The 20,066-nt window shown below is 75.3% G+C and carries 15 protein-coding genes and 1 tRNA gene; 7 read left to right on the forward strand and 9 right to left on the reverse strand.

Annotation, left to right across the window (positions count from 1 at the left end; all coding sequences use genetic code 11):
- Window positions 1-8: 8 nt before the first annotated feature.
- Entirely contained in the window at window positions 9-1,208 is a 1,200-nt protein-coding gene (mnmA, locus tag ACYSMR_RS04325; protein ID WP_461747476.1) for a tRNA 2-thiouridine(34) synthase MnmA, read from the reverse strand.
- Window positions 1,209-1,315: 107 nt separating this feature from the next.
- Window positions 1,316-2,536 carry a cysteine desulfurase family protein gene (locus tag ACYSMR_RS04330; protein ID WP_309125526.1) on the reverse strand — a complete coding sequence of 407 codons (1,221 nt, stop codon included), beginning with the start codon at window positions 2,534-2,536 and terminating at the stop codon, window positions 1,316-1,318.
- A gap of 69 nt (window positions 2,537-2,605) precedes the next feature.
- Between ACYSMR_RS04330 and ACYSMR_RS04335 the strand changes: the two genes are divergently transcribed.
- The gene (locus ACYSMR_RS04335) at window positions 2,606-3,073 is read left to right on the forward strand and encodes a tRNA (cytidine(34)-2'-O)-methyltransferase (RefSeq protein ID WP_251332056.1); all 468 of its coding nucleotides are present in this window, start codon (window positions 2,606-2,608) and stop codon (window positions 3,071-3,073) included.
- An 88-nt stretch (window positions 3,074-3,161) separates the two neighbouring features.
- Here ACYSMR_RS04335 and ACYSMR_RS04340 read toward each other — a convergent pair whose 3' ends face one another.
- The gene (locus tag ACYSMR_RS04340) at window positions 3,162-4,616 is read right to left on the reverse strand and encodes a S1C family serine protease (protein ID WP_461747477.1); all 1,455 of its coding nucleotides are present in this window, start codon (window positions 4,614-4,616) and stop codon (window positions 3,162-3,164) included.
- 294 nt (window positions 4,617-4,910) lie between these two features.
- Between ACYSMR_RS04340 and ACYSMR_RS04345 the strand changes: the two genes are divergently transcribed.
- Window positions 4,911-6,977 (forward strand): TPM domain-containing protein, encoded by a 2,067-nt coding sequence (locus ACYSMR_RS04345; RefSeq protein WP_461747478.1) that lies wholly within the window; start codon window positions 4,911-4,913, stop codon window positions 6,975-6,977.
- Between the two features lie 94 nt (window positions 6,978-7,071).
- Window positions 7,072-7,815, forward strand: coding sequence for a PspA/IM30 family protein (locus ACYSMR_RS04350; protein WP_309126030.1), 744 nt, complete (start codon window positions 7,072-7,074; stop codon window positions 7,813-7,815).
- Window positions 7,816-7,971: 156 nt separating this feature from the next.
- Here the strand turns inward: ACYSMR_RS04350 and ACYSMR_RS04355 are convergent.
- From ACYSMR_RS04355 to ACYSMR_RS04365, 3 genes are all read right to left on the reverse strand, one after another.
- Window positions 7,972-8,048: transfer RNA gene (locus tag ACYSMR_RS04355), tRNA-Met, on the reverse strand.
- 46 nt (window positions 8,049-8,094) lie between these two features.
- A complete protein-coding gene (locus ACYSMR_RS04360; protein WP_251332059.1) occupies window positions 8,095-11,073 on the reverse strand; it encodes a UPF0182 family membrane protein in 2,979 nt (992 codons plus the stop codon).
- A 151-nt stretch (window positions 11,074-11,224) separates the two neighbouring features.
- On the reverse strand, window positions 11,225-12,304 hold the full coding sequence (locus tag ACYSMR_RS04365; protein WP_461747479.1) for a YlbL family protein: 1,080 nt from the start codon (window positions 12,302-12,304) through the stop codon (window positions 11,225-11,227).
- Window positions 12,305-12,515: 211 nt separating this feature from the next.
- Here ACYSMR_RS04365 and ACYSMR_RS04370 point away from each other — a divergent pair, with 211 nt between their 5' ends.
- Window positions 12,516-13,937, forward strand: coding sequence for a zinc-dependent metalloprotease (locus tag ACYSMR_RS04370; RefSeq protein WP_461747480.1), 1,422 nt, complete (start codon window positions 12,516-12,518; stop codon window positions 13,935-13,937).
- Here ACYSMR_RS04370 and ACYSMR_RS04375 read toward each other — a convergent pair.
- On the reverse strand, window positions 13,913-14,494 hold the full coding sequence (locus ACYSMR_RS04375; RefSeq protein WP_461747481.1) for a YgjP-like metallopeptidase domain-containing protein: 582 nt from the start codon (window positions 14,492-14,494) through the stop codon (window positions 13,913-13,915). The genes ACYSMR_RS04370 and ACYSMR_RS04375 overlap by 25 nt on opposite strands.
- Window positions 14,495-14,683: 189 nt before the next feature.
- On the opposite strand from ACYSMR_RS04375, the gene ACYSMR_RS04380 reads away from it, so the two are divergent.
- A complete protein-coding gene (locus tag ACYSMR_RS04380) occupies window positions 14,684-15,526 on the forward strand; it encodes a ubiquitin-activating E1 family protein (RefSeq protein ID WP_461747482.1) in 843 nt (280 codons plus the stop codon).
- Here the strand turns inward: ACYSMR_RS04380 and ACYSMR_RS04385 are convergent.
- Window positions 15,517-17,346, reverse strand: coding sequence for an ATP-dependent helicase (locus tag ACYSMR_RS04385; RefSeq protein ID WP_374238453.1), 1,830 nt, complete (start codon window positions 17,344-17,346; stop codon window positions 15,517-15,519). The genes ACYSMR_RS04380 and ACYSMR_RS04385 overlap by 10 nt on opposite strands.
- Window positions 17,343-18,428 (reverse strand): NAD(+) diphosphatase, encoded by a 1,086-nt coding sequence (gene nudC / locus ACYSMR_RS04390; protein WP_461747483.1) that lies wholly within the window; start codon window positions 18,426-18,428, stop codon window positions 17,343-17,345. The genes ACYSMR_RS04385 and nudC overlap by 4 nt, the downstream gene beginning before the upstream one ends.
- A 102-nt stretch (window positions 18,429-18,530) precedes the next feature.
- On the opposite strand from nudC, the gene ACYSMR_RS04395 reads away from it, so the two are divergent.
- On the forward strand, window positions 18,531-19,598 hold the full coding sequence (locus ACYSMR_RS04395; RefSeq protein WP_461747484.1) for a phosphotransferase: 1,068 nt from the start codon (window positions 18,531-18,533) through the stop codon (window positions 19,596-19,598).
- 71 nt (window positions 19,599-19,669) lie between these two features.
- Window positions 19,670-19,819: a hypothetical protein gene (locus ACYSMR_RS04400; protein ID WP_251332067.1), complete on the forward strand. Its 150-nt coding sequence runs from the start codon at window positions 19,670-19,672 to the stop codon at window positions 19,817-19,819.
- Window positions 19,820-20,066: the final 247 nt, after the last annotated feature.

The following is a 20,066-nucleotide window of genomic DNA, read 5'->3' on the forward strand; positions in this document are numbered from 1 at the left end:
GGACGGGCTCAGGCCTCCCGGCCGGGGCCGCGGCGGGCGACGTCCGGGCGGGCCAGGGAGTGGGCCCGGTCGATCGTGGCCTGGCCGAGCACGCGGGTGCCCTGGTACAGCACGAGGGACTGCCCGGGCGCGACCCCGCGCAGCGGGGCGTCCAGCAGCACCACGAGCTCGGGCACCGGGGCGCCGTCGGGGCCCGGCACGAGCTCGAGCCGGGCCCGGGCGGGGACGGGCTCCCCGTGGGCGCGCACCTGCGCGAGGACGGGGAACGACGACGACGCCTCCCCCGCGGCGGGCCGGTCCCGCAGCAGCTCGGCGGCCTCGGGCGCGGGCGCCCCGGCCCACGTGGGGCGGATGCCGCGCAGCTCGTCCACGGCGAGCAGCTCCTGGGGGCCCACCACGACCTCGTTGGTCTTGGGCCGGATCTCCAGGACGAACCGGGGCTTCCCGTCGGGGGCGGGGGTGCCGATCCGCAGCCCCTTGCGCTGGCCCACGGTGAAGGCCTGGGCGCCGCGGTGGGTGCCCAGCACGGTGCCCTCGACGTCCTTGATCTCGCCCTCCGCCAGCTCGATGCGCTCGGCCAGCCAGCCGCGGGTGTCGCCGTCGGGGATGAAGCAGATGTCGTGGGAGTCGGGCTTCTGCGCCACGGACAGCCCGCGCCGGGCGGCCTCCGCGCGCACCTCGGCCTTGGAGGGGGTGTCGGCGAGGGGGAACAGCACGTGCTCGAGCTGCTCGGCGGTGAGCACGCCCAGCACGTAGGACTGGTCCTTCGCCCAGTCGGCCGCCCGGTGCAGCTCGCGGGTGCCCGCCGCGTCCTCGACCACCTTGGCGTAGTGGCCGGTGCACACGGCGTCGAAGCCGAGCGCCAGCGCCTTCTCGAGCAGGGCGGCGAACTTGATCTTCTCGTTGCAGCGCAGGCACGGGTTGGGGGTGCGCCCGGCGGCGTACTCGGCGACGAAGTCGTCCACGACGTCGGCCTGGAAGCGCTCGGAGAAGTCCCACACGTAGTAGGGGATGCCCAGCACGTCGGCGGCCCGCCAGGCGTCCCGGGAGTCCTCGATCGTGCAGCAGCCCCGGGAGCCGGTGCGCAGGGTGCCGGGCGTGCGGGACAGGGCGAGGTGGACACCGGTGACGTCGTGGCCGGCGTCGACGGCGCGGGCCGCCGCCACGGCCGAGTCGACGCCGCCGCTCATGGCTGCCAGTACTCGCACGGTGAGATCGTCTCCAGGGGTCGCAGGTGGGTCGCAGGTGGGTCGGGGCGCGCCGCCCGTGTCCTCAACGGGGCCGGCCGGGGCGCTATTCCCGGGGCCGGCCCCCGTCAGTGCGGTGCGGCGCCGGAGAGCCCGGCCCGCAGCGCCCGCTCGTGCACCTCGGGCAGGGCGGCCAGCAGGGCGTCGACGTCGGCACCGGTGCTCGTGCGGCCCAGGCTGAAGCGCTGGGCCCCCCGGGCGGTGGTCTCGTCGAGGCCCATGGCCAGGAGCACGGAGGACGGCCGGGGCACCCCCGCGTGGCAGGCGGACCCGGTCGAGGACGCGATCCCGGCCCCGTCGAGCAGGAACAGCAGGGAGTCCCCCTCGCAGCCCGGGAAGGTGAAGTGGGCGTTGCCCGGCAGGCGGGTCCCCGCGTGCTCGCGATCCTCCGGCCCGCGCAGGACGGCCCCGGGCACGACCCGGCGCACGCCCTCGACGAGCCGGTCGCGCAGCGCGGCCAGGCGCACGGCCTCGGCCTCCCGCTCGGCCACGGCCTCGCGGGCGGCGACCCCGAAGCCGGCGAGCGCCGCGGCGTCGAGGGTCCCCGAGCGCACCTTCCGCTCCTGCCCGCCGCCGTGCTGGACGGGCGCGAGCCCCACGCCGCGCCCGGCCACGAGCGCCCCCGCCCCCACGGGGCCGCCCAGCTTGTGGGCGGAGACCGCGAGGGTCGTGAGCCCGGGCAGGTGGGCGTCCACGGGCAGGGAGCCGAACGCCTGGACGGCGTCGCAGTGGAGGGGGACGCCGAACTCCGCGGCGAGGGCGGCGAGCTCGGCCACGGGCTGGACGGCGCCGACCTCGTTGTTCGCCCACATGACGGCGAGCAGGGCGACGCCGCCCGGGTCGCGGGCCAGCTCGGCGCGCACGGTCTCCGGGGCGACGCGGCCGTCGGCGTCGACGGGCAGCCACACGGCCTCGGCGCCCTCGTGGGCGGCGAGCCACTCGACGGTCTCGGCGACCGCGGCGTGCTCCACCGAGGAGACGAGGATCCGCCGGCGGCGCGGGTCGGCGGCGCGGCGGTGCCGGTACAGCCCCTGGACGGCCAGGTTGTCCGCCTCGGTGCCCCCGGAGGTGAAGACCACCTCGACGGGGTCCGCCCCGAGGGCGGCGGCGACCTCGTCCCGGGCCTGCTCGACGACGGTGCGCGCCGCCCGGCCGGGCCGGTGCAGCGAGGACGGGTTGCCGCCGCGCGCCAGCTGCTCCGTGACGGCCGCGAGCGCGGACGGGCGGAGGGGGGCGGTGGCGGCGTGGTCGAGGTAGACGGGAGCGGGGCGGACGGGATTGCGCGGCACGGCGCCAGTGTAGGCCGCGGGGCTGGGCGCCCGCCGGGACGGCCGCGCAGCGCTCCGTAGACTGGCGGAATGCTCCGCATCCTCTTCCACACCCCCGAGATCCCCGGCAACACCGGCAACGCCATCCGCCTCGCCGCCGTCACCGGGGCCGAGCTGCACCTCGTGGAGCCGCTGGGCTTCGACTTCGACTCCGCGCACCTGCGCCGGGCCGGCCTCGACTACCACGACCTCGCCGTGCTCACGGTCCACCCCGACCTCGACAGCGCGTGGGAGGCGCTGACCCCCGCGCGGGTGTTCGCGTTCACTACCGACGGCGAGACGTCCCACACGGACCTCGCCTACCGGCCCGGCGACGTGCTGATGTTCGGCCGCGAGTCCGTCGGCCTGCCCCCCGAGGTGAAGGCGGACCCGCACGTCACCGCGCGGGTCCGCATCCCCATGCTCCCGGCCCGCCGCTCGCTGAACCTCGCGAACTCGGCGTCCATCGCCGTGTACGAGGCGTGGCGCCAGCTGGGCTTCCCGGGGGCGCAGCGCTAGCGGCTCCCGGGGACCGGGCGGAGCGGGCCCGGCCCGCTCCGCCCGGTCCTCGCCCCCGGTCGCTGCTGCTGGTCGTTGCTGCTGGTCGTCACTCCTGGTCGTTGACGTCGGTGACCGTCACCTCGGCGGTGCGCTGCTCGCCGTCGCGCTCGTAGGTCACGGTGCCCGTGCCCCCGGCGGGCAGCTCCCGCACGGCCGCCGTGAGGGAGCTGGCGTCCTCGACGCGGTGGCCGTTGAACTCCGTGATCACGTCGCCCTCCTCCAGGCCGGCCTCGTCCGCCGGGGAGCCGGGGACCACCTCGCGGACCACGGCGCCGTCGGAGAACGCCCGGCTCTGCCCGTCCGCGGCGGCCGCCGCCGTGACGCTCGTGCCCAGGTAGCCGTGGCTGGCGCTGCCGTGGTCGATGATCTCCTGCGCGACCCGCTGCGCGTGGTCGATCGGGATGGAGAAGCCCACCCCGATGTTGCCGGCCTCGGCGGTGGACCCGGCCGAGGCGATGGCCACGTTGATGCCGATGACCTCGCCGTCGGTGTCGATCAGCGGCCCGCCGGAGTTGCCGGGGTTGATGGCGGCGTCGGTCTGGACGACGTTGAGGAACACGCTCTCCGTCGCGCTCCCGGAGGAGCTGCCGCCCTGGCCGCCGTCGTCCGGGAAGTCGAAGAAGAAGTCGTTGCCGTCGTCCTGGCCGTTGTCCCCCTCCGACGGGGTGTCCGGCGCCGCCGAGGAGGTGACGGAGATCGTGCGGTCCAGGGTGGAGACGATGCCGTCCGTGACCGTCCCGGCGAGGCCCAGCGGCGCGCCGATGGCGATCGCGGTGTCGCCCACGTTGACGTCGTCGAGGGAGCCGAGGGTCGCCGGCGTCAGGCCCTGCGCCTCGATCTTGATCACGGCGAGGTCGGAGAGCGGGTCGGTGCCCACCACGGAGGCCTCGTGCACGCTCCCGTCGTCGAGCTGGACCTCGATGGTCGGGTCGCTCGCGGTGCCGTCGAGGGTCACCACGTGCGTGTTGGTGAGGATGTGGCCCTGGTCGTCGAGGATGACCCCGGAGCCGGAGCCGGCCTGGCCGCCGTTCGACGCGGAGATCGTCACGACCGAGGGCGAGGCCTTCTGGGCGGCCGCGGTCACGGCGTTCACCTCGTCCTGGTCGTTGACGATGATCGAGCTGGACGTCGCCCCCGCGGTCGTGGCGAGCTGCCCGCCGTCCAGGAGGGCGTCGGTCCCGACGGCGGCGCCCGCCCCGATGAGCGCCGCCAGCGCCATGCCGGTCACCAGCGACGCCCCCGAGAACCTCCGGCGCCCCGCCGGGCGGGCGCCGGCCGGCTCCTCCGGGCCGCTCCCCCACGCCGGGTGGGGCGCGCTGCCGCCGGCGGGCTGCGCGCCCTGGCCGGAGCCGTACACCGGCCGCGTCCAGCCGTCACCGCCGGGCGACCAGGGCCCGTCCGTCGGCCGGTCGGTCACCGGGGGGATCGGCTGGGTCGGCTGGGGGATCGGCTGGGTCGGCTGGGGGTCGGAGCCGGACCGGGGGTCGCGGGGGTCGGACATGCTGTTTCCTCCTGCTGGGACGCGGGCGGAGCCCGGGCCCCCGCCGCAGCGGGCGGTCGGGCCGGCCGGGCGCCGGATCTGCCCCAAGTATCCCCCGCGGCACTGAAACGACGCTGAGAGTCCTGGCCGTCCGAGGGGTGTCCGCTGGACGGGAACGGGGAGGCCCCGCACTGCTGCGGGCACCGTTCGTCAGCCCCCTTGTGGTTTCGCCCTGCGCGTAGGCCCGGCGCGGCCGTTGTCCCGCCGCGGCGGACCCGCCCTAGAATCGGGAGCACCGACCACGTGAGGGAGATCATGCACTGGCGCCCCATTTCCCGCCGGACCGCTGCCGCCGGCGGCCTGACCCTCGTCCTGCTCGTGCCGGTGGGAGCGGCCGTGGCCCAGCCGCCCGTCGACGTCCCCCCGGGCGAGCGCGTCGTCGACCCGGCCGGCGTCCTGGAGGACCCGGCGGCGCTGGAGGCCGAGATCGAGGACCTGGCGGCCCAGGGGAACGTCACCCTCTACGCGGTGACCGTGGACGAGTTCACGAGCCCCGCCGACCCCGACCAGTGGGTCCGGGAGTTCGCCGAGCTCAACGGCTTCGGGAGCAACGACGTCGTGCTCGCCGTCGCCACGCAGGCCCGGCAGGTGAGGATCGACGGCGCCGACAACGGCCCCCTCAGCGACGAGCAGCTCCAGAACGTCTTCCAGGACATCCGCCCGGCCCTCGCCGGCGGCGACTGGGACGGCGCCGTGCAGGGCGCCGTCGACGGCATCGAGACGGAGCTCGCGGGCGGGGACGGCGCGGCCGCCGCCCCCGCGGACGGCTCCGGCGGCGGCGCCGGGCTGGGCGTCCTGGGCCTCGGCGCGCTCGGCCTGGGCGGGCTCGCCGTCTACGGGCTGGCCTCCCGCAACAAGAAGCGGCGTGGGCAGCAGCCCCGGCCGGTGCCCGCGGGCGCCCCGCAGGGCCCGCCCGTCCCCTACCCCGACGTCCCGGTCCCGGAGCTGCGCAGGCGCGCCGGGGAGCTGCTGGTGGCCACCGACAACGCCATCCAGCACTCCGAGCAGGAGCTCGTGTTCGCCGAGATGCAGTACGGCGAGCAGCAGGTGCGCCCGTTCCGCCGGGCCATCGAGGACGCCAAGAAGCACATGCACGCCTCGTTCGCCCTCCAGCAGCAGCTCGAGGACCACATCCCCGACACCGAGGAGCAGCAGCGGGCCTGGCTGGCCGAGATCATCGGCCGCTCCCAGGACGCCCAGCGCCCCCTCAAGGAGCAGGAGCAGGCGTTCAGCGCGCTGCGCCGGCTGGAGTCCCGGGCCCCGCAGGCGCTCGAGGACGTCCAGCGCGCCGCCCAGGGGGTCCAGCCGCGCCTGGCCACCGCCGAGGCCCGCCTGCGGGAGCTCGCCCGCCGGTACAGCGAGACCGCGCTCACGCCCGTGCGGGACAACGTGGAGCAGGCCCGGGACCGCCTCGCCTTCGTGGACACCGCCGCGGCCGAGGCCCGCGGCGACCTCGCGGCGGGGCGCACCAGCGACGCCGTGGTCGACATCCGCGCCGCCGAGGAGGCCGTCGGCCAGGCCGGCGGGCTGCTCGACGCCGTGGACCACGCCGCCCGGGAGCTCGCCCAGGCCGAGGAGTCGCTCCAGGACGCCGTGACGATCGCCCGCCGCGACGTCGCGGAGGCGGACGCCCTCGTCCGCCGCGGGTCCAACCCCGAGCTCGCCGGCGCCGCCGCCGGGGTGAACGAGGTGCTGCGCCTCGTCGAGGAGCAGCTCTCCGGCGGCCGGGTCGACCCCCTGGGGCTGAGCCGCCGGCTCGCCGTGGCCAAGGACGGGCTCGACAAGGGCCTCGCCTCGGTGCGCTCCCAGAACGACCGCGACCGCTCCGCGCGGGAGACCCTCGCCCACACCCTCGTGTCCGCCCAGGCGCAGGTCAGCTCCGCGAGCGAGTACATCTGGGCCCGCCGCGGCGGCATCGGCCCCGAGGCCCGCACCCGCCTGGCCGAGGCCGAGCGCAACCTCGACGCCGCGCAGCAGCTGCGCCAGGCCAACCCCTCCGAGGCCCTCGCGCACGCCAACGAGGCGATCCGGATGGCCGGGGAGGCCCAGTACATCGCCCAGCACGACGTCGAGAGCTTCGGTCACGGCGGCTACGGCGGCCCCGGCGGCTTCGGGGGCATGGGCGCGCCCATGGGCGGCTACGGCCACCGGGGCCGCTCCAGCAACGGGCTCGGCGGGGCGGTGCTGGGCGGGATCCTGCTCGGGTCGATCCTCAACGGCGGCGGCGGCTTCGGCGGCAGCTTCGGCGGAGGCTTCGGTGGCGGCGGCGGGGGCGGCTTCGACGGCGGAGGCTTCGACGGCGGCATCGGCGGCAACTTCTGAGCCCGGGCCGGAGCTGCTCCCGGCGCCCACGACCCCATCCGACCCACCTCCCCCGGGGGACCTCCCGGGGGCAACCAGAGGAGAGAAGGACACCATGATCAAGCAGTCCATCTTCGGCCGAATCGCCCAGCTCGCGAAGGCCAACATCAACGCCATGATCGACGCCGCCGAGGACCCGCAGCTGATGCTCGACCAGATGGTGCGCGACTACACCGAGAACATCCGCGAGGCGGAGGCCGCCGTCGCCCAGACCATCGGCAGCCTGCGCCTGCTCGAGCAGGACCACGCCGAGGACGTGCGCGAGGCCCAGGAGTGGGGCAACAAGGCGCTGGCCGCCTCCAACAAGGCGGAGGAGTTCCGCGCCGCCGGCCGGGTCTCCGAGGCCGAGAAGTTCGACAACCTCGCCAAGGTCGCCCTCCAGCGCCAGATCCAGTACGAGACGGAGGCGCGCGGCGCGGAGCCGCAGCTGCAGTCCCAGTCCGAGGTCGTGGCCAAGCTCAAGGACGGGCTGAACCGGATGCGCGGCAAGCTCCAGGAGCTCTCCGCCAAGCGCGACGAGCTCAACGCCCGCCAGAAGTCCGTCCAGGCCCAGTCCCAGGTCCAGGACGCCCTGAAGTCCTTCGACGTCCTCGACCCGACCAGCGAGGTCTCCCGCTTCGAGGACAAGATCCGCCGCGAGGAGGCCCGCATCCTGGGCCAGCAGGAGCTGGCCGCGTCCTCGCTCGACGCCCAGTTCGAGTCCCTCGAGGCCCTCGGCCAGCAGTCCGAGGTCGAGGCCCGGCTCGCGGCCCTGAAGTCCCGCAACGCCGAGAAGATCGTCTCCGCCGAGGAGGTCTGACCCCTCCGCTCCCGCCCGCACGACGCGCGAACGCCCCACGGTGCGCACCGTGGGGCGTTCGCGCGTCGTGCGGGCGCCGCGGCCGACCGTCCGGAGGGCCGGGCGGGTCCGGGCACGGCGAAGGCCCCCGGACCGTGACGGTCCGGGGGCCTTCCGTGGTTGCGGGGGCAAGATTTGAACTTGCGACCTCTGGGTTATGAGCCCAGCGAGCTACCGAACTGCTCCACCCCGCGGCGACAGGTATGACTATACGTGCCGCGGGGTGGGCCCGCAAATCGGCTACTCGCCGGCCTCCGGGGCGAGCGCGCCCTCCGCCTCCGGCGCCACGGCGCCGTCCGCCTCGAGGGCCCGCTCGATGGCGTCCTGCAGGCGCTGCTGGGCCTCGCCGTAGGCGCTCCAGTCGCCGTCCTGCCGCGCCCGGTCGGAGTCCTGGATCGCCTGGTTCGCCTCGTTGAGGGCGTCCTGCAGGGCGTCGCCGGTGGCGGGGGGCCGGGTGCCGCCCTCGGCCGGCTGCTCCTCGCCGTCGGTCGCGGCCTCGGCGTCGTCCACGCCCGCACCCGCGGAGGTCTGGGCCCCCGAGTCGCCGCCGAAGACCTCGTCGAGGGCCTCCTCGAGAGTGGGGGCGAAGCCCACCTCCTCGCCGAAGCCGACGAGCACGCGCCGCAGCGTCGGGTAGGCGGCGTCGCCCGAGGACTGCACGTAGACGGGCTGGACGTAGAGCATGCCGCCGCCGGCGGGCAGGGTCAGCAGGTTGCCGTTGATCACCTCGGAGGCGCCCTGCCGGAGCAGGTTGAGCTCCGTCGAGACGTCGGTGTCCGAGTTGAACAGGTTCTGGGCCTGGCCCGGCCCCGGCACCACGGACGAGCGCGGCAGCTCGAGCAGGCGCAGCTTGCCGTAGTCCTCGCTCTTCACCCCGTCCTGGCCGGTGCCGGCGTCGGCGTTCGCCGAGAGGTAGCCGTACATGACGTTGCGGGTGTTGCCCGTCTCGGACTGCTGCGGGATGAAGGACGTGGTGAGGGAGAAGTTGGCCTCGTCCTCACCGGGCATCCGCATCGACAGGTAGTACGGGGGCAGGGAGACGTCGGAGTCCTGGGTCGGGTCGTTCGGCACGGACCACACGTCGTCGTTGCGGTAGAAGCTGTTCGCGTCCGTCACGTGGTAGCGGTTGAGCAGCTCGCGCTGGACCTTGAACATGTCCTGCGGGTAGCGCACGTGGGCCATCAGCTCCGCCGACATCTCGGAGTAGGGCTTGAGCGTGTTCGGGAAGACGCTCTGCCACGCCTTGAGGATGGGGTCCTGGTCGTCCCACGCGTAGAGGGTCACGGAGCCGTCGAAGGCGTTGACCGTGGCCTTCACCGAGTTGCGGATGTAGTTGACGCGCTCCGCCGGCAGCGCGGCCGCCGCGCCCTGGGCGGTCTGGGTGTCCTGGGTGGCCTCCTGCAGGACCTCGGGGGTCGAGTACGGGTACGCGTCCGAGGTGGTGTAGGCGTCCACGATCCACTGCACCTGCCCGTCGACGATCGCCGGGTACGGGGCGCCGTCGACGGTCAGGTACGGGGCCACCTTCTCCACGCGCTCGCGCGGGTCCCGGTCGTAGAGGATCTGGGACTCGGGGCGCACGGCGTCCGAGAGCAGCATGTCCGAGGACTGGAACTTGATGGAGTACGCCAGGCGGTTGAAGAAGTTGCCGATGCTCGGCCCGCCCTCGCCGCGGAACGTCGTCTTGGCGTCGCCCTCGGCGTCGCCCGCGGTCTGCGGGCGGTCCAGCTCGAGGGGCTCGTCGCCCTCGGCGCCGCCGACGATCGAGTACTCCGGGGAGTTCTCGCCGAAGTAGATGCGCGGCTCGTAGTCGTCGGAGATGACACCGGTGGAGGGGATCCCGGCCTGCATGAACTGCGGCTTGCCGTCGGACTCGACCCGGCTGCCGTAGGCCGCGACCACGCCGTAGCCGTGCGTGTAGACCACGTGCTGGTTGTACCAGCCCTGGTTCTGCTCCGGGTTCAGCTCGCGGGTCGCGATCACGGTGTCCTGGACCTCGCCGTCGATCTCGTAGCGGTCCACGTTGAGGGTGTCGGGGAACTGGTAGTACGGGCGGAACTGCTGCAGCTGGGAGAAGGCGGAGGAGACCACGTTGGGATCGAGCAGGCGGATGTTGGACGTCGTCTCGGTGTCCTGGCGCAGGGCGCCCTGCTCGGTCTCGGTCGTCGCCTCGTAGGGCATCACCTCGGTGGTGTCGAGCCCGTACGCGGAGCGGGTGAGCTGGATGTTGCGCTGGATGTACTCGCTCTCCAGGGCCTGCTCCGTCGGGGTGACCTGGAAGCGCTGGACAATCCACGGGTAGATCCCGCCGGCCACGACGGCCACCACGAGCAGCATGGCCGTGCCGATCACCGGCAGCCGCCAGCGGCCGATGAAGGACGCCACCACGAAGAGGATCGCGACGATCAGCGCCGCCGCCGCGAGGATCGCCTTCGTGGGGATCACGGCGTTGACGTCGGTGTAGAGCGCGCCCGTCCACTTCCCGGAGGTCGACTGCAGGGTCGAGTACCGGTCCAGCCAGAAGTTCGCGGCCTGCAGCAGCAGGAACAGGGCCGCGAGCACCCCCAGGTGCACGCGGGAGGCGCGGGAGGTGGACAGCCCCCGCTCGGTGATCCGGATGCCGCCGTAGACGTAGTGCATCAGGATCCCCGCGACGCCCGCGAGCAGGATGGCGGAGACGAGGAAGCCGATGAGGAAGCGCAGGAACGGGAGGGTGAAGACGTAGAAGCCGAGGTCGAGGCCGAACTGGGGGTCGGTCTGGTTGAACGGCTCCCGGTTGAGGAACAGCACGACCGTGTCCCACTGGGTCATCGCCGTGCTCGCCGCGAAGAGGCCGAACAGGACGGGCACCACCACCATGACGATCTTGCGCACCGGCTCCAGGGCCTCCTGGTAGCGGCGCAGGTTGTCGTCGACGATGGACTCGGCCGTGATCGGCCGGCTGCGGTAGGCGAGGTAGAGGCTGGCGAACATCAGGGCGGCGACGAGCACGGCGGAGACCACGAAGATGGTGGCCTTCACGAGGTTCTCGGTGACGAACACGCTGAGGTAGCCGAGCTGGTCGTACCACAGGACGTCCGTGTACAGCTGCGTGGCCCCCACGAAGGCGGCCACGAGCGCCAGGACGACCACGACGGTCGGCCACAGCGCACCCCGCTTCTTCCGCTGTCCGGCTGGCTGCTGCCTCGGTGATCGGGGGGCTGTTGGTCCGGCGGTCACTGGTTACCTCTGCATTCCGCGTCGAGAGTCGGTCGTGCTGCGTGAAGTCGTGGGTGGGGTCCTGCGTCGGGGGCCGCCGGCGGGTCGCCGGGACGCCCTGTCCATTCTGCCCGCGGCGTTCTCGGGGGTGCAATTGTCGTCGGCGCGGCGCTCACCTGGTGTCGCACCCCGGCAGCACGGTGAGGTCCTCGTCCCGGCCGGCCGCCTCCGCGGCGGCCACGGCGTCGTCGAGCGTGCCCACGGACACCACCGTGAGCCCGTCGGGGACGTGGCCCCGGACCTCCGCGCAGTTGTCCTCCGGGGCGAGGAAGAGCTGCGCGCCGGCGTCCGCGGCGCCCTGGAGCTTCTGGCGGATCCCGCCGATGGGGCCGACCTCCCCGTCGGGGGTGATCGTGCCCGTCCCCGCCACGTGCCGGTCCCCGGCGAGCGAGCCGGGGGTGAGCTCGTCGACGACCCCGAGCGCGAACATCAGGCCCGCGCTGGGCCCGCCGACCTCGTGGAGCTCGAAGTCCACGTCGACCGGGAACTCGTAGGACGGCACGAGGAGGACGCCGAGCTGCCAGCTGCCCGACGTCTCGTCCCGGACGGTGTCCACCGCGACGTCGCGCTCAGCCCCGACGCGCTCCACCTGCAGGGTCACGCCCCGCTCCCCCGCGGCGTCGAGCGCCGCTCTCAGCCCCGCCAGCGAGACGATCGGCGTCCCGTCCACCCCGCGCAGGACGTCCCCGTGCTCGAGCTGGCCCTCGGCCGGTCCGCCGGGCAGGGTGCCCTGGACCACGAGCTCCACGGTGAAGTCACGGTCCAGGTGGGTGAGGGCGGCGGCCACGGAGTTGTCCTGGGAGGAGGTCATGGCCGTCGCGTTGTACTCGTCGACGTCCTCGGCGGAGACGTCGTGCGGGTACAGGGCGTCGGCGGGCAGCACGGCCGCGGCGGGGTCCAGCCAGGCGCCGAGCACCCGCAGCACGTTGACGTCGCTGTTCGGCCCCCCGGAGACGTAGACGGTCGTGAGGTCCAGGACCGACTCGCTGGGGTAGCTCGGCTCCCCGGAGACGACCAGCAGCTGCTGCCCGTCGTGCTCCCCCACGGTGTTGAAGGTCGGCCCCGGCGCCTCGACAACGAACGGCGCGGGCAGCACCGTGCCGGCGAGGAGCAGGCCCGCGGACCCCAGCAGCGCCCACGACTCCAGGCTCCGGCGGCGGAAGGCGCGGCGCGGGCGGGGGGGAACGGTCACGTGCATCCTCGGCGGTCGGCGGTGGGACCGTGCGCCGTGCGGCCCCCGGTCCAGGCCTTCCACTTTATCCCGCGGACCCGCCCCTAGGCTCCCAGCGAACTGGGAGTTGGCCCGTGGTCGCCCGGGTCCGGCGCTCGCTACGCTGGAGGCAGAGACGTCGGGCGCGCACGTCGCCCGCACCCCCCCTCCCGAGCAGACGAACGGTGGAACCATGACCTCCCAGCCTCCCCACGACCCCTCCGGCGACCGGCCCGACGACGACGGCAAGGACCCGTTCCAGGAGATGCTCGAGCGCCTCCTGGGCCAGAGCGGGATGAGCCCCGAGGACCTGCGCCGCGCCGGGATGCCCATGGACCCGCAGGCCATGTCCATGATGTTCCAGCAGATCCAGTCCATGATGGGCGGCGGCGCCGCCGAGGGCCCCGTCAACTGGACCCTCGCGCACGACCACGCCCGCCGGATCGCGGCCGCGGACGGCGACCCGTCCGTCTCCGCCACTCAGCGCGGGGCGGTGGAGGACGCGATGAAGCTCGCCGAGCTGTGGCTGGGCGAGCACACGGAGTTCGGCCAGACCTCCATCCGCCCGCAGGCGTGGTCCCGGGCGGAGTGGATCGAGGCGACGCTGCCCACGTGGAAGGAGATGACCGGCCCTGTCGCGGGCTCCGTCACGAAGGCCCTCACCGACGCCCTCACCCAGCAGCTGCCCGCCGAGCTGTCCGCGATGATGGGCGGGGCCTCGGGCATGCTCGCGGGCGCCGGCGGGATGCTCTTCGGGATGCAGCTGGGCCAGGCCGTGGGCGGGCTCTCCCGCGAGGTGCTGTGCTCCACCGACATCGGCCTGCCGCTGGCCGAGGGCCGCTCCGGGCTGCTGCCCGCCAGCATCAAGGCCTTCGGGGAGGGCCTGGACCTGCCCGCGCAGGAGATCATGCTCTACATCGCCGTGCGCGAGGCCGCGCACGTGCGCCTGTTCGCGGCGAACCCGTGGTTGCGCCAGCACGTCCTCGACCTGGTGAAGCGCTTCTCCGAGGGCATCCACATCGACATGGCGCGCATCGAGGAGGCGGCCCGCGACATCGACCCGATGGACCCGTCGAGCATGCAGGAGGCCCTCTCCTCCGGGATCTTCGCCCCGCAGCAGACCCCCGACCAGGAGGCCGCGCTCAAGGAGCTCGAGACGGTGCTCGCCCTCGTGGAGGGCTGGGTGCACGTGGTGACCGTCGACTCCACCGCCAACCTGCCCTCGGCGGGGGCCCTGTCGGAGACCATCCGCCGCCGCCGCGCCTCCGGCGGCCCGGCGGAGCACGCCTTCGGCTCCCTCGTGGGCCTGGAGCTGCGCCCGCGGCGGCTGCGGGAGGCCGCCGAGTTCTGGCAGTACGTCGGCGAGCGCCGCGGCCTGCGGGACCGGGACGGGCTGTGGGAGGCCCCGGAGCTGCTGCCCACGGACCACGACCTCGACGACCCCGCGGCGTTCTCGGAGCGGCGGGGCCTGCTCACCGCCTCCGCGGACGAGGTCGACGCCGCGCTCCAGAAGCTGCTCTCGGGCGGCTACGAGGAGCCCGGCGCGGGCGGTGCCGGTGGCGCGCCGGACGGGGACGCCGGCGACGCCCCTCAAGACGGGGACGCGCCCCGCTGACCGGCCTCGGGTCCTGTGGTCTCGGCCGCCCCGTGCCGGCGCGCCCAGGCGGCGCCGTCGAGGAAGGCCTGCGCGCGGTCCGCGAGCGGGTAGCGGGCCTCGAGCTCGCGGAAGCGCGGGCCGTGGTCGGCCTCGAGCAGGTGCACGAGCTCGTGCACCAGCACGAAGTCGAGCACCCAGTCCGGGGCGTCCTGGAGCTGGGCGGAGATCCGGAGGACGCCCGTGGCCGGGGTCGCCGAGCCCCAGCGGGAGTTCTGCCGGACGGACCAGCGCACGTCCGAGGGGCGGGCCCGCCCGTCGAGGTGGCGCCGGGACAGCTCCCGGGCCCGCTCGAGCAGGCGGTCGTCCGAGCGGCGCGCCGCGCCCCGGGCGGCCTCGCGGCGGCGGCGCTCCACGACCCGGGGCACCAGCTCCCGGGTCCAGTGCTCGATCTCCCGGCGGGTGGCCGACTGGGGAACGGAGAGCACGACCGTGTCCTCGCTCCAGTGGGCGGAGACGGTCTTGCGGCGCCGGGCGGAGCGGCGCACGACGACCTCCGGCTGTGACGGTACGGGCATGGGGCCATTGAACACGGCCCCGGCCCGCCCGGCGAAACGGGGGCGGCCGTGCGGACGCCCGGCGGTGTGCACACCGCCGTTGCGCACACCGCCGCGGTGTGGACTGTGGGCGGGGCGGTGCGGCCCGGCGCCCCGAGCCGGTCCGCGCGACAGTGGTGGGGTCCTGTCCGCCCGTCCCCGGAGGCTCCCGTGCCGGCCACCCCGCCGCCCGTTCCGCACCACCCCGCCGCCCGGCCGTCCGCCTGGTGCGTGGACCGGCCGTCGCCCGAGGAGGTGCACGTCCTGCTGCTGGGCCTCGACGGGCTCGCCGCGGCCGTGGCCGTCGAGCTGCTGCGCTGCGGCGTGCTCGGGCTCAACGTCAACGACCCCTCCCCCGTGACCGGCCACGACGTCGCGCTCGGCGGCTACCGCCCGGCCGACGTGGGCCGGCCCCGGGAGACGGCGCTGCGCCGCAGGCTGCGGGAACTCGATCCGCGGTGCGCGCCCGTGAGCGGGCCCGAGCTCTTCCCGGGACCGCTGCTGCCCGCGACCGTGGTGCTGCGCTGTGACGGGGGCGGGCCGGGTCCCGGCAGCGCGCCCCCGGAGGACCCGTGGGCGCGGTGCGGACCGGACCCCGACCATCCCGTGCTCACTGCGCACCGGCTCCCCGGCGCCGTCGTGCAGTGGCCCGCCGTGCCCTGGTCCCGCCGGCCGTGCCCCGACTGCGTCCGCGCGACCCTCGGGCGCCTGACGGACCGCCACCACCATGCCGACGCCCCGGGCCACGGCCACGCCCAGGACCGCACCGAGGTCCTGGGGGCGTGGGCCCGGCCGGCGTTCTGGTCCGCCGTGGCGGCGCGGCTGGCCGTGGACGTCCTCGCGCTCGGCCTCGGCGGCCTGTGGGTCCCGCGGCCCGGGGAGCCCGGGCCGGACCGCCCGGCCGAGGGCGCCGGCCCGGGGCAGGTCGCGGTGCTGCGCCCGCCGTTCCCGGCCGTCGCCGAGTGGCTGGAGGCCGACCGCGGCCGGTGCCTGTGCGGCCTCGCTCAGGAGTGAGCGCGGCCGCGTCCGTCGGCCCGCGTGCGCCGCGGGGCCGGGGCCGGCTCGGCGTCGCGCAGGGCCGCGAGGAAGCGCGAGGGCTTGCGCGTGGGCCGCCCGCCCGGGGTGCGGGACAGGGTCCACGACAGCACGAGGTGCTCGCGGGCGCGCGTGATGCCCACGTAGAGCAGCCGGCGCTCCTCGTCGATCTCGTCCGAGGTCTCGGCGAAGCTGATCGGCATCAGCCCCTCGCTGAGCCCGGCCAGGAACACGGCGTCCCACTCGAGGCCCTTCGCCGAGTGCAGCGACGCGAGGGTCACCCCGTTCATGACCGGGGCGTCCTGCTGCGCCACGCGCCGCTCGAGCTCCGCCACGAAGGCGGGCAGCCCGAACTCCTCCTCGCGGGCCGCCGCCTCCTCCGCCATCCGGTCGGCGAGCGAGACGAGGGAGGCCAGCGACTCCCAGCGCTCCCGCACCGCGCCCGTGGAGCGCGGGGCCCGGTCCGCGTAGCCCAGGGAGGACAGGATGTCGCGCACCAGCCGGGTAGGCTCGTCGGAGGCGTCGGCGGCCCGCGCCGCCGTGCGCAGCTGGACCACTGCCTGCTTGACCTCCGGGCGGTTGAAGAACCGCTCCGTCCCCCGCAGCTGGAAGCCGATGCCGGCCTCCGCGAGGGCCGCCTCGAACGCCTGGGACTGCCCGTTGGTGCGGAACAGGACGGCGATCTGCGCGGCGGGCACGCCGTCGTCGACGAGGTCGCGGATGCGCGCGGCGGTCCCGGCGGCCTCGGCCTCGTCGTCGGCGTACTCGTTCCACGACGGGGCCGGCCCGTCCGGGCGCTGGGCCACGAGCCGCAGCGGGGCCGCCCACGAGCCCGGCGTCGAGTCCCGGCCCGGGCGGCGGGCGGCGAGCAGGCGGTTGGCGGTCTCCACCACCTGCGGGGTGGAGCGGTAGTCGCGCACGAGCTTGATCACCCGCGCGTTCTCGTGCCGGCGGGGGAACTCCAGCAGGTGGCGGGACGTCGCTCCCGTGAACGAGTAGATCGTCTGGGAGGCGTCGCCCACGACGCACACGTCGTCGCGGCCGCCGAGCCACTGGTCCAGCAGGCGCTGCTGGAGCGGGGAGACGTCCTGGTACTCGTCGACGACGAAGTGGCGGTACTGCTCCCGCACGGTCGCGGCGATCCGCTCGTCCTCCTCGAGCACGGCGACGGTGAGCAGCAGCACGTCCTCGAAGTCGATGAGGTGCCGGTCCGTCTTGAGCTCCTCGTAGGACTGGTAGAGCCGCTGCACCGTGCGCACGTCGTAGCCCAGGGGCATGTCCCGCCGGGCGGCCCGGGAGGGGTAGGTGTCCGGGGTGAGCATCGAGACCTTGGCCCACTCGATCTCCGCCGCGAGGTCGCGCACGGCGGCGCGGTCGGTGGACAGGCGCATGTTCTGCGCCGCCTCGGTGATCAGCCGGGCCTTGTGCTCCACGAGCCCGGGCAGGGGACCGCCCACGGCCTGCGGCCAGAAGTACTGGAGCTGGCGCAGGGCGGCGGCGTGGAAGGTGCGGGTCTGCACCCCGGCGGCGCCGAGCCCGCGCAGCCGGTTGCGCATCTCGTTGGCGGCGCGCGCGGTGAACGTCAGGGCCAGCACCTTCTGGGGCGTGTACACGCCCGTGGCGATGCCGTAGGCGATCCGGTGGGTGATGGCCCGGGTCTTGCCCGTGCCCGCGCCGGCGAGCACGCACACGGGTCCGCGCAGGGTCGTGGCGACCTCGCGCTGCTCGGGGTCCAGGCCCTCGAGGATGCGCTCCTCCAGGGTGGTCCCCACGGTCCCCACGGGCCCGGTGGCGCTCACCAGGCGGTCTCCGGGAGGTCCTCGCCGAGCCAGTGCTCGATGAGCGCGCGGGCGATGGAGACCCGCCCCGGCAGCGTCACGGCACCGGTGCGGGCGGCCTCCAGGAGCTGCGCCCGGGTGAACCAGCGCAGCTCGAGGATCTCCTGCCCGTCGGGCACCGCCGAGCCCTCGCGCACGACGGCCCGGCAGCCGAGCATGAGGGAGCGGGGGAACGGCCAGGGCTGCGAGCCCAGGTAGTGGACGTCGCCCACGAGCACGCCCGCCTCCTCGGCGACCTCCCGGACGACGGCCTGCTCGAGGGACTCCCCCGGCTCGACGAACCCGGCCAGGGTGGAGAACCGGTTGCCCTGCCACAGGGCCGAGCGGCCGAGCAGCAGCCGCTCGCGGGCCGGGTCCGGGTCGCCGTCGGTGACGGCGACGATGATCGCAGGATCCGTGCGCGGGAAGTGCAGTGACTCGTCGCGGGGGCACTGCCGCGCCCAGCCGGAGCGGATCACCTCGGTGAGCTCCCCGCAGCGCGGGCACCGGGGGTGGTCGCGGTGCCACAGCTCCACGGACTGGGCGGTGACCAGCAGGGCGGTGTCCCCGGGCGGCAGCAGCGGGCCGAGGTCCCGCAGGCCCGCCCAGCGCACCCGGTCGCCGGCGTGCTCGGCCACGGCCCGCAGCACCGGTTCCGCGGAGGCTGCGTCCGGGGGCTCCGGGACCCCGGCGGCGTCCGTGCCCCCGGGCGCCGGGACGGGGCGCAGCAGCACCCGGGGACCCCGGGCGCCGTCGGCGTCGGGGAGCCGGCCGAGGTAGACCTCGGGCCGGCCGGGGTCGTCGGGCGCGGACGGCAGGCCGGCGGCGGGCACGAGCACGAGGGCGTCGTCGACGACGGGGGCCAGTCCGCCCGCGATCACGAGCACGAGCGTGGCGGGGTCCTGCGCGGCCAGCAGCCGGACGTCCTGGAACTCGCGCTCGACGGCGTCCCGGTCGAAGGCCGTCGCGGCGAACGGCAGGCGGGACAGCGCGAGGCGTTCGGGCGCGGGCACGGGGTGGGAGCCGGGAGGGGGCTCGGGGACGGGAACGGTGGAGGCGGACACGCCTCCCACTGTAGCGACCCGGGCCGACCCGCAGCGGGGGGCCTCCCGCGCCGGGGGACGGCCCGGACGGCCTCCCACGTGCCCTCTTGTAGGGTGGAGGCCGTGAGCACGTCCCTGGAGCACCTCGCCGCCGTCGCCGCCGCCGGCGTGCCCGGGCTCGCGCCCGTGGCCGTGGGCCCGTCCCCCGACGACGACGAGGACTTCCGCTCGGCAGTGGTCCTCGACGCGACCGGCCGGCGCTGGCGGGTGCGGTCCCCGCTGAGCCCGGAGGCGAGCGTGCGCCTGGAGACGGAGCACCTGGTGCTGCGCTCCTTCACCCCTGCCATCCGCTCCCGCCTGCCCTTCCTCGTCCCCACCGCCGTCGGCTGCGTGGAGCACGGCCAGCTGCACGCCTTCGTCCACTCCCACATCGAGGGGGCCCCGCTGGGCATCGACGCGCTCGCCCGGATGGCCGCCCACCCGGACCCGCAGGACCAGCGGCACGTGCCCAGCGCCGACCCCCCGCCCACGCTGGCCGTGCAGCTGGGGCGCGTCCTGGCGGCCGTGCACGCCCTGCCCCCCGCCCTGGTGCTGGACGCGGACCTGCCCGGCTACACGGCCGAGCAGTGCCGGCAGCGCCGCCGCACGGAGATCGCCCGGGCCGCCGCGACCGGGCACGTGCCCGCGGCGCTGCTGCGCCGGTGGGAGCGCACCCTGGAGGACGGCACCGCCTGGGACTTCCGTCCCCGCGTCGTCCACGGGGACCTCCAGGAGGACGACCTCGTCATCGCCCGCGGCCGGATCCGCGGGGTGACGGGCTGGACCGACCTGCACGTGGGCGATCCCGCCGAGGACTTCGCGTGGCTGATCGGGGCGCGGGACACGCGCTTCGCCGGCGCGGTGCTGGAGGCCTACACCGCCGCCTGCCGGGGCCGTTCCTTCCGTGCGCCCGACGACGAGCCCGATCCGCACCTGCTGGAGCGCGCCCGCCTGGACGCCGAGCTCGCCGTCGCCCGCTGGCTCGTGCGGGGGGTGGACCGCGGGGACGACGCCACGGTCGCCGACGCGCAGCGGATGCTCGCCGCGCTCGAGCGGGACGTCGCCCGGCGGGACCCGGCAGCGGCGGAGCCGGCCCCGGGACCCGGGCAGGCACCGGGGACCGGCCCTGGTCCGGACGCCCGGACCGGCTAGGGCCGGATCGGCTCAGAGCGGCGACAGGGGGCGACGTGTCGGGGTGGACGCCGAGGCGGACACGGTGGTTGATGGCCGTCTGGGCGGCCGTGTTCCTGGTCTACGGCGCGATCCTGCTCGTGCAGGGCGACGGGATCGGGTGGGTCGTGGTCATCGGGGCGCTGGTGATGCTGGCCGGCATCGTGCTGACGGCTCGGGACGGTGGTCGCCACCGGCCGTGAGGAGAAGCGGATCCTCCCGGCCGGGCGCACGGGCACGCTGGTCGCCGCCGGGCCGCTGGTGCGGCCCGGGCTCGGACGACGACGCACGACCCCACGGGGCGGCCCAGTCCGCCGCCCCCCTCATCCTCCTCCCCCCGTGGCGAGGACGGACTTCAGGAGGCGCGGGCTGGGCGCGGGGACGGGACCGGCGGGCTCGAGGACGGCGGGCCCCTGCAGCCGAGCCCGTCCGGCAGGTGCAGGGGCCGAT

The sequence above is a fragment of the Kocuria sp. U4B genome (genome assembly GCF_054875615.1).

Coding starts and splice junctions, on each gene's coding strand:
- ACYSMR_RS04400 (WP_251332067.1), top strand. CDS start 19,670: ATGGCCGTCTGGGCGGCCGTGTTCCTGGTCTACGGCGCGATCCTGCTC.
- ACYSMR_RS04340 (WP_461747477.1), bottom strand. CDS start 4,616: ATGTCCGACCCCCGCGACCCCCGGTCCGGCTCCGACCCCCAGCCGACC.
- ACYSMR_RS04350 (WP_309126030.1), top strand. CDS start 7,072: ATGATCAAGCAGTCCATCTTCGGCCGAATCGCCCAGCTCGCGAAGGCC.
- ACYSMR_RS04345 (WP_461747478.1), top strand. CDS start 4,911: ATGCACTGGCGCCCCATTTCCCGCCGGACCGCTGCCGCCGGCGGCCTG.
- ACYSMR_RS04375 (WP_461747481.1), bottom strand. CDS start 14,494: ATGCCCGTACCGTCACAGCCGGAGGTCGTCGTGCGCCGCTCCGCCCGG.
- ACYSMR_RS04335 (WP_251332056.1), top strand. CDS start 2,606: ATGCTCCGCATCCTCTTCCACACCCCCGAGATCCCCGGCAACACCGGC.
- ACYSMR_RS04370 (WP_461747480.1), top strand. CDS start 12,516: ATGACCTCCCAGCCTCCCCACGACCCCTCCGGCGACCGGCCCGACGAC.